11 protein-coding genes and 1 tRNA gene are annotated in these 12,663 nt (G+C 66.8%); 8 read left to right on the forward strand and 4 right to left on the reverse strand.

Going from position 1 to position 12,663, the window contains the following annotated elements:
* Nucleotides 1-80 precede the first annotated feature (80 nt).
* Together Hhyl2_RS13065 and Hhyl2_RS13070 are read left to right on the forward strand one after the other, a co-directional pair.
* On the forward strand, nucleotides 81-563 hold the full coding sequence (locus Hhyl2_RS13065; protein ID WP_483551212.1) for an N-acetyltransferase family protein: 483 nt from the start codon (nucleotides 81-83) through the stop codon (nucleotides 561-563).
* A gap of 78 nt (nucleotides 564-641) precedes the next feature.
* Nucleotides 642-714: transfer RNA gene (locus Hhyl2_RS13070), tRNA-Gln, on the forward strand.
* A gap of 69 nt (nucleotides 715-783) precedes the next feature.
* On the opposite strand, the gene Hhyl2_RS13075 is transcribed toward Hhyl2_RS13070, so the two are convergent.
* The 3 genes from Hhyl2_RS13075 to Hhyl2_RS13085 form a co-directional block, all read right to left on the reverse strand.
* Entirely contained in the window at nucleotides 784-1,734 is a 951-nt protein-coding gene (locus Hhyl2_RS13075; protein ID WP_483551213.1) for a DUF4352 domain-containing protein, read from the reverse strand.
* Between the two features lie 192 nt (nucleotides 1,735-1,926).
* Nucleotides 1,927-2,847 carry a TIGR03571 family LLM class oxidoreductase gene (locus Hhyl2_RS13080; RefSeq protein WP_483551214.1) on the reverse strand — a complete coding sequence of 307 codons (921 nt, stop codon included), beginning with the start codon at nucleotides 2,845-2,847 and terminating at the stop codon, nucleotides 1,927-1,929.
* Between the two features lie 48 nt (nucleotides 2,848-2,895).
* Nucleotides 2,896-3,552 carry a lactate utilization protein gene (locus tag Hhyl2_RS13085; RefSeq protein WP_483551215.1) on the reverse strand — a complete coding sequence of 219 codons (657 nt, stop codon included), beginning with the start codon at nucleotides 3,550-3,552 and terminating at the stop codon, nucleotides 2,896-2,898.
* A 132-nt stretch (nucleotides 3,553-3,684) separates the two neighbouring features.
* Between Hhyl2_RS13085 and Hhyl2_RS13090 the strand changes: the two genes are divergently transcribed.
* The 6 genes from Hhyl2_RS13090 to Hhyl2_RS13115 all read left to right on the forward strand — a co-directional run bounded on the left by Hhyl2_RS13090 (nucleotide 3,685) and on the right by Hhyl2_RS13115 (nucleotide 10,937).
* Nucleotides 3,685-4,470: a GTP cyclohydrolase IIa gene (locus Hhyl2_RS13090; RefSeq protein ID WP_483551216.1), complete on the forward strand. Its 786-nt coding sequence runs from the start codon at nucleotides 3,685-3,687 to the stop codon at nucleotides 4,468-4,470.
* Between the two features lie 205 nt (nucleotides 4,471-4,675).
* A complete protein-coding gene (gene leuS, locus Hhyl2_RS13095; RefSeq protein WP_483551217.1) occupies nucleotides 4,676-7,321 on the forward strand; it encodes a leucine--tRNA ligase in 2,646 nt (881 codons plus the stop codon).
* 86 nt (nucleotides 7,322-7,407) lie between these two features.
* Complete coding sequence (locus Hhyl2_RS13100) at nucleotides 7,408-8,100, forward strand: hypothetical protein (RefSeq protein WP_483551218.1); 693 nt, start codon at nucleotides 7,408-7,410, stop codon at nucleotides 8,098-8,100.
* Nucleotides 8,101-8,182: 82 nt separating this feature from the next.
* Nucleotides 8,183-9,385 carry an anion permease gene (locus Hhyl2_RS13105; RefSeq protein ID WP_483551219.1) on the forward strand — a complete coding sequence of 401 codons (1,203 nt, stop codon included), beginning with the start codon at nucleotides 8,183-8,185 and terminating at the stop codon, nucleotides 9,383-9,385.
* Nucleotides 9,386-9,456: 71 nt separating this feature from the next.
* Complete coding sequence (gene fer / locus Hhyl2_RS13110) at nucleotides 9,457-9,846, forward strand: ferredoxin Fer (protein WP_483551220.1); 390 nt, start codon at nucleotides 9,457-9,459, stop codon at nucleotides 9,844-9,846.
* Between the two features lie 95 nt (nucleotides 9,847-9,941).
* A complete protein-coding gene (locus Hhyl2_RS13115) occupies nucleotides 9,942-10,937 on the forward strand; it encodes an A24 family peptidase (protein WP_483551221.1) in 996 nt (331 codons plus the stop codon).
* Here the strand turns inward: Hhyl2_RS13115 and Hhyl2_RS13120 are convergent, their stop codons facing one another.
* Entirely contained in the window at nucleotides 10,938-12,635 is a 1,698-nt protein-coding gene (locus Hhyl2_RS13120) for a glycoside hydrolase family 13 protein (RefSeq protein WP_483551222.1), read from the reverse strand. It lies immediately after the preceding gene.
* Between the last annotated feature and the right edge of the window lie 28 nt (nucleotides 12,636-12,663).

The raw sequence follows: 12,663 nt of genomic DNA on the forward strand, positions 1-12,663 counted from the left end.
GGCCGGGCAAAGCGGTGTCGATGTCGCCTGCGGAGGCCAGCGTTGCCGATATCACCCCCGTTCAATCGGACGACGGCCGAATGCCCATCGTGTCCGACCTGATACTCCGCCGCTATCGCCCCGGCGACGCGGACGTCGTCTGGGACCTCTACGAGCGTGCGCTGCGGGCCGCAGGGGCGTTCGACCCCGAGTACGCCCACCTGGATGCCGACCTGCGAGCCATCGCCGACGAGTACCTCGACGACGGCGAGTTCCTCGTGGGCGTGACCGACGGCGACCTCGTCGCCATGGGCGGGTTCCAAGCCCACCCCGACGACGCCGCGGTCGTCCTCCGACGGATGCGCGTCGACACCGACTATCAGCGACGTGGCTTCGGGACCCGTCTCCTCCACGAACTGGAGGCTCGGGCTCGGAAACGTGGCTTCGACCGTGCCGAACTGGAGACCTCGGCGGCCCAGACCGCGGCCGTCGCCTTCTACGAGCACCACGGCTACGAACTGCTCGGCCGCGAACCCATCGACGCGGCCGACACCACGATGCTGTGCTTCGAGAACTCTCTCTAGGGCTGTGCTGACGTCTCACACGCCCGACCGTATCGCGCAACGCTTACAAGGGACCACCCAGTAGAGTCGGATGCACTCAGTCCATTGGGGTAGTGGCCAATCCTGAAGCCTTCTGGGGGCTTCGACCCTGGTTCGAATCCAGGATGGACTATTTCTGTGGCGAGCAATATCGCGAGCCACGACATCGTAATTATTGGATTCGACGTGATCTCCTGTCCCGCTACAGTTCGACGTAGTGAGCGTCGGCTCCCGAGAACACGCCAGCAGGCCGGATCTGCAGGCGACGGCCGCGCTGGTCCGGCGGGACGTCGAAGACGATGGTCCCTTCCTTCTGAACGCCGGGGTCGAGCTGTTCGTAGATGACGTTGTTCTCTATCGCGAACACGGCGTCGGAGTCGGTCTCGTACTCCCGACCCTGGCCGTCGATGAGTCGGAACACGGACGAACTCAACTGGAGCGACTCCGAGCCGGTGTTCGTCATCGCCAGGTCGATCACCACGAACTGTCCGTCGGCATCTTCCTGTGTGAAACCATCCCCGACTGTCTGCTGTGTCGTCACACGCGTCACCGTATACTGAATTTGCTTCTCGCCGCTTCCGACGGTGAACGTCTCACCTGGTGTATGGACGAGGGGGGCTGCGGTCGTCGGTTTGGTGGTCGGGGTAGTCACATCTGGCCCCGCTGACTGCACTCCCTCCTCGCCGGTGTCGGTATTCACATCCTCTTCTGGGGGGACTGCCAGGCCGACGAGTACGATTCCCGTCACGACCCCCAGCGTGACGATGACGACGACCAGTACACGCGAGAAGGATACCCCCGCTCTGTTGGACACCCTCGCCCGTGGATATGGCATCGCGAAGAGTCCGACGAGGAGCAACACCATGCCGCCTGCAACGGAGAGGAAGAGGCTGACGAGACCCAGTAGTACGGTCACTGCCCCGACCAGATATCCGACGATCCAGCCGACGGTGATGTTGCGTCTGCTGTCCTCGGAGCTCCCTTCTGACTCCTGGATGTCGGTCGTCGACCCTGCCGGCGGTCCCCCTGACCTGGACTCCCCTGCGTCCGTTCCCTGGGGAGCGACCCCTGACTCGATATTGGTCCCACAGTCCATGCAGAACGAGGCGTCGTCGGGGGCCTCACTCCCGCAGGAGGGGCAATATTTCACCATGCCTATCGTCCGCGATACTCCGTGATAAAAATAGTATCAAATGTGTAGGGGGTACGAAACCGGTATACGACTTCGTCTCCCCGGCTCTCGTTCCGCCGCGACCCATCGACTATTATGGTACAGACACAAACGAACCCCTCTCGATCCAACGCTGTGCCACTCGCTGGACGGGTCTGGCGACGCCCTTTGTCCCTACACCCGTTCGATGACCTGCTCGGCGAACGCCGTCAGTTCTCGCTCGGGCTCCTCGCCCGGCGTCGAGACGACGAGGTGATCGACCCCCAGATCGGCCAGCTTCCGGAGGTACTCGACGAACCACTCGCTGCCGGCCCGGTACCCTTGGTGGACTGGCTCGGGGTCGGCGGTCGGGTCCTCGGTCAGGGACACCTGCATCGCCATCGCGTAGGGTTTCGCGCCGGCTACCGCGCGCCAGTCGTCGAGATACGACTCCAGGGTGTCCATCGGGAGGTGGTAGAACAGCCAGCCGTCGCCATGCTCGCCGAGCCACTCGACCGATTGGCGGGCGTTGCCGGTCGGGAGCAGCGGGACGGTCCCGGTCGTCGGGTCCGGGACGACGTCGAGCTCGCCCTCCAGACGGCCCCACGCCCCCTCGACCTCGGGGAACTCCTCGCGCCAGCACGCTCGTAGCGCGTGGACGTGCTCGCGGAACAGGGCGCCCCGGTCCTCGTGGGCGACGTCGAAGGCGGGAAACTCCGGGTCGCGGTCGCCGGTCGCGATGCCCATGACGAACCGGCCGCCCGAAAGCCGGTCCAGCGACGCGGCCTGTTTGGCGACGTGCAGCGGATGCCGGAGCGGCAGGACGACGCTCGCCGTCCCGAGCGCAATGTCGGCGCTGTGGGCCGTGGCGTGGCTCAGCCAGGTCCACGGGTCGAACGTCTGGCCGGCGTCGCCGAACTTCGGCCAGTACAGCGGGACGTCACGCGCCCACAGGCCGGCGTAACCCAGCGACTCGGCGTGTCCGACGAGTTCCATCTCGCGCTCGACCGACGGTCGGGATTCGCTCTCGCCGGTCAGTGGAAAGCCAGTGCCGACGGTGAGGCCGTCGCCGTCGAACAGCCGTCGAAAGCCCGCGTTCTCGTGATCGGCGGTCACACACTCACTCGGGGCCGCGGCGGTTTCCGTGCTCCGGTCGCTGGGCCGTCAGTAGCCCAGCGACTCGCGGACCAGCACCAGCGTCGTCCGGCCCTCCTCGGTCTCGTGGCGGTAGAGCAGCTGTTTCGCGATGAGGCTGCCCTGGCCGTAGGCGTCCTGTGCACGGGCGTCCTCGAGCGGGTAGGCGACCTCCTCCAGACGGTCGAGGGCGGCGTCGAGGTCGTCGACGACCTTGTTGACCCCGGCGACCAGCAGCAGATTCTCGGCGGCGAAGGGGTAGGCGCCGATCCGGCTGCCGGAGGCGTCGGCGGCGACGAGTTCGCCCGATTGGGCGATAGCGTTGACGCTGCCGACGAAGTAGTCGCTGGCCTGGGCCTCGCGGCGGGCGCGCAGGCGGTCGGCGTCGTCCTCGATGCCGTAGACCTCGGCGTGGCGGTTCTCCCAGTCGTGGTCGCCCTCCATGAGGTGATCCATGAACCCGATCTGTTCCAGCGTCGTCGAGTGGCCGTCCATCACCGACGCGCCGGCCGGGATCTGGTCCTGCAGTTCCGCGAGGGCTGCCGCGTCGTCCTCGACCACGACGACGTCGAAGCCGCGGTCTTCGAGGTTCGCGACCGTCGCGTCGAGTTCCTCGTCCGTGGGATGGTCGTCCAGCGATTCGTCGTAGGATACCTGCTCGGCGTAGCCGTCCTTGTTCTGGGACACGTCTGAGGACAGGGACCTGATGGGCAAAAGCGCTCGCGGACACCGCTGTCACCCGGTAACGGCGGTGTCACCGCTCGCCACCGACCGAAGTCCCAACAGTCATAGCGCTCGGGACCCAACCGTCGGTCGACTGTGAACGCGGATTCGGCGGTCCAGTTCTCGCTGGTCCAACTCGACGACTACGGCCCATGGACGGTGACGCCCGAGCCCCGCCGCGAGACGTCGTTACAGGCCCTGCAAGCCCGTCTGTACGCCGACCTCGCGGATTTCGTGGGCGACAGGGACGGCTACGTCTTCCCCGGCCGCTTCGACAACATGGTCGCGGCGACTAACGGTATCGACCCGGCCGCCCACCGGCGGTTCCAGGAGCGGGTTCGGAACCACTACCCGGTGACCGCCAGCGTCGGCGTCGGGACGGGCGAGACGCCGGCGGCCGCACTCGGTGCGGCCAGCGAACAGCTCCAGGCGACCGGCAGCGCGCAGGACGCCGACCGGACGGAACGACTGGCCGCCGCCCACGACCGCGCCCCGACCGGGCGACTCTCGGTGGCCCACTTCGACGTCGTCGACGCGACCGGCCAGTACACCGACCGGGTCAACGCCGTCGACGCCGAACTGGTCGTCCGGCGGGCGACGACCACCCTCGCGGAGTACATGCGCGCGGAACACGACGCCGTGACGAGTTTCGTCGGCGGCGACAACGTCATCGCGCTCTGCCCGGTGTTGCCAGACCGGGCCTACGACGCCGCCGTCGACCACGTCCGGGAGCACACCGACGTCGACCTCCGGGTCGGCGTCGGCACCGCCCGCTCGCCCTACGAGGCCGGCCAGGACGCCAAACACGCCCTGGAGGCCGGCCGCGAGACGGGGCTGCGGGTCACGACGCCCGCCGCCGAGACGGTCAACGCGGACGACTGAGTCGGTTTTCCCGCTGTCGTTGGTCGCTTTCCGCTATCAGCCGAGCGGTCTACGAACGCGGGACCTTTCGGTCCTGCCCGTAGCCGGTTAGCCATTCCGCGGTGGGTGGGACTTTCTGGCTTTCTGAATTCGTGGCTGCTACCTTCACTCCCACATCTGCCGGCCGAACACTCATGTGGACGGCCGGCCCAGGCTACGGTATCGAATGTCTCGTCGCTACGACCACACGCGGGTCCAGGAGTACTGGCAGCACGTCTGGGAGCGCGAGGACGTCTACGACTGCCCCGACGACGCGGCCGACCCGACCTACGTCCTGGGGATGTTCCCGTACACGTCGGGGTCGCTCCACATGGGCCACATCCGCAACTATGCCATCACCGACGCCCACGCACGGTACCGGCGGATGGCCGGCGACGACGTGCTCCACCCGATGGGGTGGGACGCGTTCGGGTTGCCGGCCGAGAACGCCGCCTACGAGCGCGACACCGACCCAGAGTCCTGGACGCGGTCGTGTATCGACCGGATGCGCGACGACCTCCGGGAGATGGGCTTTGGCTACGACTGGTCCCGCGAGATCACGACCTGCGACCCCGAGTACTACCAGTGGAACCAGTGGCTGTTCACCCGGTTCTACGACGAGGGGCTCGTCGAGTACGACGCCGCGACGGTCAACTGGTGTCCGGACTGCGAGACGGTGCTGGCCGACGCACAGGTCGAACACCCCGAGAGCGTCGAGACCCACCACGCCGGCCACGGCACCGAACAGGGCGTCTGCTGGCGCTGTGGCACCGCAGTCGGCCAGCGCGACCTGGACCAGTGGTTCTTCACGATCACCGATTACGCCGAGGAACTGTACGAGGGCCTGGACGACCTGGAGGGCTGGCCCGAGGGCGTCCGTGACAGCCAGCGCAACTGGATCGGTCGCCAGTCGGGCGCCCGGGTCGCCTTCGAGACCGACGCCGGCACCGTCGAGGCGTTCACGACGCGACTGGACACCGTCTACGGCGCGACGTATCTGGCGCTCTCGCCGGGCCACGACCTCGCACGCGAGTTGGCCGCCGAGGACGAGGCCGTCGCAGAGTACGTCGAGTCGGTCGCCGGTGCCGACGACGCCGGCCTGAGCGGCGTCGAGACCGACGTGACCGCGACCCACCCCTACACCGGCGCGGAACTGCCGGTCTACGTCGCGGCGTACGTGCTGGACGACGTCGGGACCGGCGCGGTCATGGGCGTCCCGGCCCACAACGAGCAGGACCACGCCTTCGCCAGCGAGCACGACCTCCCCGTCGAGCAGGTCGTCGAACCCGTCGACGGCACCGAGACGAACCTGCCGGGCGCCCCCTACACCGAGGACGGGATGCTCACCGACAGCGGCGAGTACGACGGCCTGGCGAGTACGGCCGCACGCGACCGCCTGCTGGCCCACGACGCCGTCGAGTCAGCGACCACCTACCGTCTGCGCGACTGGCTCATCTCCCGCCAGCGCTACTGGGGGACGCCCATCCCAATCGTCCACTGTGACGACTGCGGGCACGTCCCGGTCCCCGACGAGGACCTGCCGGTGGAACTGCCCGAGTACGTCCAGACGACCGGCAATCCCCTCGACGCGGCCGAGGAGTGGAAACAGACCACCTGTCCGGACTGTGGGGCCGACGCCGTCCGGGAGACCGACACGATGGACACGTTCGTCGACTCCTCGTGGTACTTCCTGCGCTACCTCTCGCCACACTACGACGAGGCCCCCTTCGACCAGGCGACGGCCGACGAGTGGCTCCCGGTCGACGTCTACGTCGGCGGCGAGGAACACGCCGTCCTCCACCTGCTGTACATCCGATTCTTCACGCGGGCGCTTGCGGACCTGGGACTGCTGGACCGCCGGGAACCGGTCGAGCGACTCATCAACCAGGGGACGGTGCTCCACAGCGGCGAGAAGATGTCCAAGTCGAAGGGCAACGACATCGCGCCCCACGAATACGGTGCCGAGACGACGCGGCTGTTCGTCCTCTCGGCGGCTCACCCCGCCCAGGACTTCGAGTGGACCGTCAAGGATGTCTCAGCGTCGTACGACTTCCAGCAGACCCTCTACGAGATGACCGCCGACTTCGCTGAGGGGATGGGTCGGACCGACAGCGCCGACCACGACGCCTACCTCGAACACGAGATCGACCGCACCATCGCCGCGGTCACCGAGGAGTACGAGCGATTCCGGTTCCACCGCGTGGTCAGCGAACTCCAGCGGTTCGCCCGCCTGCTGCGGCGCTACGCCAGCTACGACGAGCCCTACCGATTCGCCTACGGCCGCGGGCTGCGGGTCCTGACGAAACTGGTCGCGCCCATCGCGCCCTACCTGGCCGAGGAGATGTGGCTCATGCTCGACGAGGACGGGCCGGTGGCCGACGCCGACTGGCCCGAACCACTGCGTGACGTCGAGCACTACCGTATCGAGCGCCAGCTCGTCCGGACGACGCTCGCGGACGTCCGGGACATCACCGAGGTCGTCGACATCGCGGACCCCGAGGCGATCGAACTCGTCGTCGCCCCGGACTGGAAGTACGACGCCTACGAGATCGCCCGCGCGGCCGACCCCGACGACGCCATCGTCGGCGCGATCATGGACGACGAGACCATCAGAGAGCACGGCGACGCGGCTGCCGACTACGCCGCGGACCTGGCCGACCAGGGTGCCGGCCTCGAACCCATCGTCTCCGGCGAGCGCGAACAGTCGGTGCTCGAACAGGCCCGCTGGCTGTTCGAGGACGAGTTCGGTGCCGACGTGACCGTCCGACGGGGCGGTGACGACGACCTCGCCCGGAAGGCCCGTCCGAACAAGCCCGCCATCCACATCTCCTGACCACCAGTCGCGGCGTTCGTCGACGACGTCGTCGGAACCGCGGAGCGGGTCCCCCATTTTTACCGCTGTACGTGAAACACACAGCCATGTCTGGTGGGATCCCTCTGCTCACACCGCTGGCCCGGCACCTCGAAGCCGTGATGTTCGGTCGGTACGAGGAGCAGTACCGGCTGTTCGCCCAGGCCGTCCTGATCGTCGCCGTCGCGCTGTCGCTGGCGTGGGCTGTGGCGGCTGTGGGCCTCGTCGACGCCGGACCGGGCTGGTCGCAGGTTCTCGCGACGGCCGCGAGCATCGCCGTCTCCGCGTTCGTCGTGGTCGGCCTCCTCCAGTTCCTCGTCATGGCGAACGTCCTCGAACGGACCAACGAGGACGTCGCCACGCAGGCGGCCGAACTCGAACAGGCCGCAGAGCAACTGGAACAGACCGCCGAGGAACTGGAGACGACGGCCGATTCCGTCGAGCACGCCGCCGAGACCGTCGACGAAGCCGCCGACGAGGTCGAGCAGACCGCAGACGAGGTCGAACAGACTGCGACCGAGACTGACGACGCCGACGTCGCCGAGACGGCGACCGAGGTCAAGGACAAGGCATCCGACGCACACGAAAAGACCACCGAGGCCAAAGAGACCGCCAAGTCCGTCACCGAGGAGGTCGAGGCAGCGAAAGAGACCGCGACCGAGGTCGAGGAGACGGCCGCCGAGAAACGACAGCGGCTCGCGGACGCCGAGGCGGATGCCGAGGAAGGCGACGAGGACGACACGGCCGCCGACGGTTCCTGAGGCGGCCGACACACGTCCGGGCTCCCAGCGTGGCAGCCCGCAAGACGGTACCCTTTAGCGACGCGGGCCTCTGGCACACGGTATGGTCGAGGTTCTCTTTGTGCTCGGACTCGTCGTCGCCGTCTTCGTCGGATTCAACATCGGTGGATCCTCGACGGGGGTCGCGTTCGGTCCCGCGGTGGGGTCGAACACCCTCACCAAACTGTCGGCGGCGGCGCTGATGACCGTGTTCGCGCTCGCTGGCGGCCTGCTCGTCGGGCCGGCAGTCGTCAAGAGCCTGGGCAGTGATCTCGTGGCGACGCAGTTCTCGCCGCTGATCAGCATCGTCGTCCTCTTTTTCATCGGGACGGCGCTGTTCCTCTCGAACGTCGCCGGCGTCCCAGCGTCGACCTCGATGACGGCAGTCGGCGCCATCGCCGGGCTGGGACTCGCACGGAACACGCTGAACTCGGGGCTGATGCTCGAGATCGTCTCGTGGTGGCTCGTCTCGCCCATCATCGCCTTCTGGGTCAGCGGCGTCATCGGCCGGTACTTCTACCCGTCGCTCGTCGAGTGGTTCGCCGTCTCCCAGAGCGAGGGGTCGCTCGTCGACATCGATAGCTCGGCTGGTTTCCCCTGGGTCCGACTGGGCGAGAACACGACGCCACGCGAGTTCGTCGGGACCGCCGTCGTCATCGGCATCGGCTGTTATATGGCGTTCTCGGCGGGGGCCTCGAACGTCGCCAACGCGGTCGCGCCGCTGGTGGGCAACGGCTCGCTCGATCTGTATCCCGCAATCTTGCTGGGCGGCGGTGCGATCGGGCTGGGTGCGTTCACCATCGCTCGCCGGACGATGGACACGGTCGGGAACGACCTCACCGACCTCCCGCTGGTGGCGGCTATCGTCGTCGCCGCGGTCGCATCGACCATCGTCACGTTCCTCTCAGCGCTGGGGATCCCGGCGAGTTTCGTCATCATCGCGACGATGAGCATCGTCGGGCTGGGTTGGGGCCGTGCGACGCGGACGACGCGGCTCTCCGAGACGGTCCAGGGACAGGCCCCGGACGTCTCGGTCGGTGCGTTGACCGCCGACGCCGAGGACGCTCCCACGGTCGGTGGCCAGAAGGGGACCCCCGAGCCAAAGAACCACGAACCGATCGGCGAGGAATCCGGCGAGGACCTCCCGAAGGCTTCGGACCTGTTCGAACCCGCGACCACGGCCCGGGTCATCTTCCTGCAGAATATCGTCCCCTCCATCGCGACTGTCGCCGCCTACCTCGTCTTTCGATTTCTCCCGGTCGCGTAACCCTCACGATTGTTCGTATCGCCGTACTGAAGGGCAAAGTCTAACAAGTCGGGGTTCGAACCCGACAGGTGATGCCCACGGTAGAGTACCTTAATTACGAAGTAGTGGACGATCAGGGCTGGGACATTTACGACGACGACCTCTTCGAGAAGGCCGGCGACGCCGGCCTGGGCGAGGAGGACCACGGCACCATCGACGTTAACGAGGGCGAGTACATCCTCGAAGCCGCCGAGGCACAGGGCTACGACTGGCCCTTCTCGTGCCGCGCGGGTGCCTGTGCGAACTGCGCTGCCATCGTCGTCGAGGGCGACATCGACATGGACATGCAGCAGATCCTCAGCGACGAGGAGGTCGAGGAGAAGAACGTCCGCCTGACCTGCATCGGCAGCCCCGACGCCGACGAGGTCAAGATCGTCTACAACGCGAAGCATCTCGACTACCTGCAGAACCGCGTCATCTGATCTGACGCTACCTGCAGTTCTCACCGTCTTCCCGTCCGGTAGCAGCGGCTCCCCTGACCGGAACCATTAGGGCCTCACACTCAGTGGTGACAGTCGTGCTCGGGTCGATACCGGACCTGTTGCGACTGGTGGCCGTCCCGGTCTTCGGGTGGGCGGCCTACCGTGACGTGAAGACGCGTCGTATCCCGAACCAGATCTGGGGGCCGCTGGCCCTCTTCGCGGTCGCGCTGTTGCTCTGGGACGCGTACTCAGTGGTGACCGGCCCGGCCGGGGCGACCGAACCCGGACTGTTCCTCCTGCGGGTCGCTATCAGTCTCGGATTCGTCCTCCCGCTGTCGTACGCCTTCTGGCGCATCGGTGGATTCGGCGGGGCCGACGCCAAGGCGTTCATGCTGATCGCCATCCTCTTTCCGGTCTATCCGGTCTACTACCTCCCGACGGTGGCGCTGCCGCTGGAACCGACGCTGTTGGGCGTGTTCTCGCTGACCATCCTCTCGAACACCGTGCTGGCGGGCGTGGTCTACCCGCTCGGCGTGGCCGCGAGCAACGTCGCACGTGGCCGGTTCGATCTGGCGATGTTCATCGGCAAGCCGGTCGGTGTCGGCGAGATCACCGACGAGTACGGCCGGATGCTCGAATCGCCCGACGGCTTCACCCGGCGGGGGCTCGATCTGGACGCGCTCCGGATGTACCTGCAGTACCGCGGGCTCACGCTGGCCGACGTTCGGGCCGACCCCGAGCGGTACCGTGACCCGGCGTCGCTCCCCGCCGAACCGAATCCGCCCGGTGACGGCTCGCTGGCGACCGACGGCGGCGAACCCGCCGCCACGGCGGTCGCGGAGGGTGAGACGGACGAAGCCACGGACGACGACGCCTGGGGTGCCCAGCAGTTCCTTGACGACATCGACCACTCGGCCTACGGCGCGACGCCCGAACAGCTCCGGGAGGGACTGGACGTGCTCGTCGCGCAGGAGGAAGTGTGGATCTCACCGGGCATCCCGTTCATCGTCCCGATGTTCGCCGGCCTCGTCGTCTCCCTGATCTACGGCGACGTCCTCTACGCGGTCATGCAGGCGGTTGGCCTTGCCTGATCAGTACCGGTAGATACGCGCCTCGTAGGGCGCCAGCGAGAGCGTCCGGGAGGTCGGCGTTCCGTCCTCGTAGTTCCCGATCAACAGTTCCAGGTCCTCGGGTTCGGCGTCGGCCGGCAGGTCGACGGTCGTCGGTTCGTCGGCCCAGTTGAGGACGACGAGTGCCGACTCCCCGTCCAGGGTCCGCCGGTAGGCCCACACCTGCGGGTCGTCCTCGGTCAGGAGTTCGTAGTGGCCATAGACCAGCAGGTCGCTGTCGCTGCGCAGGTCGATGAGGTCCCTGTAGTAGTGCCAGACGGAATCCGGGTCCTCGCGTGCGGCTTCGACGTTGATCTCGTCGTGGTTCGGGTTGACGTTGATCCAGGGTTCGCCGTCGGTGAAGCCGCCGTTCTCGGAGTCGTCCCACTGCATCGGCGTCCGGGCGTTGTCCCGACAGCGGTAGCGGATCAGGTCCTGAACCTCTTCGAAGTCCTCGATGTCGCCGTCCTCGATGGCCATCTCGATGCGGTTGGAGGCGTCGGCGTCCCGTATCTCGTCGAGGCTCGACCACGGGTAGTTGGTCATCCCGATCTCGTCCCCCTGGAGGATGAAGGGGGTCCCCTGCATCGAGAACAGGAAGGTGGCCAGCAGTTTCGCCGACTCCCGGCGGTACTCCCCGTCGTCACCCCACCGCGAGACGATGCGTGGCCAGTCGTGGGTCCCGAGGAAGATGGTGTTCCAGGCGTCGTCCTCGTCGAGTTCGTGCTGCCACTTCGAGAGGATCTCCCGCAGGTCGTCCAGTTCCCAGGGGTCGACCTTCCACCACCCCTCCTCCTCGTCGAAGTCCAGCAGGACGTGCTCGTAGTGGTAGATCATGTTCAGCCCGTCGCCGCTGGGTCCGCAGTACCGCTTTGCCTCGTCGACGTCGGCGTTGATGCCCTCGCCGACGGTCATCACGTCGAAGTTACTGAACGTCTCCTCGACCATCTCGGCGACGTAGTCGTGGGCCTTGGGGCCGTTGGCGAACAGTTCCGAGCCGACCCACCCCTCCTCCTCGTCGCCGTCGGGGAGGTCCGGCGGCTTCGAGACGAGGTTGAACACGTCCATCCGGAAGCCATCGATGCCCTTCTCCAGCCACCAGTTGATCATCTCGTAGATCTCCTCGCGGACGTCGGCGTTCTCCCAGTTGAGATCGGGCTGTTTCTCGTCGAAGAGGTGGAGGTAGTACTGTTCGCGAACGTCGTCGTACTCCCAGGCAGACCCGCCAAAGCCGGAGGTCCAGTTGTTGGGCGGGTCCTCGCCGTCGCCGTCGCGCCACCAGTAGTAGTCGGTGTAGGGTGCTTCCTCCTCGCGGGACTGCTGGAACCAGACGTGCTCGTCGGACGTGTGGTTGACGACCAGGTCCATGATGAGCCGCATGTCCCTTGCGTGCATCTCCTCGAGCAACTCCTCGAAGTCGCTCATCGTCCCGTACTCGGCCAGTATCGAGCGGTAGTCACGGATGTCGTAGCCGTTGTCGACGTGGGGCGAGTCGTACAGCGGGTTCACCCAGACGATCTCGACGCCCAGATCGTCGAGGTAGTCCAGGCGGTCGATGATCCCCTGGATGTCACCGGTACCGTCGCCGTCGCTGTCGTTGAAGCTCTGGGGATAGATCTGATAGACGAACGATTCCTTCCACCACGCTCGGTCGATGTCGACGGGCTCGTCTGCGCTCACGGATGGCTCTGGCAGTGTGAATCGGTAG

The organism is Haloarcula sp. H-hyl2, from assembly GCF_056934385.1.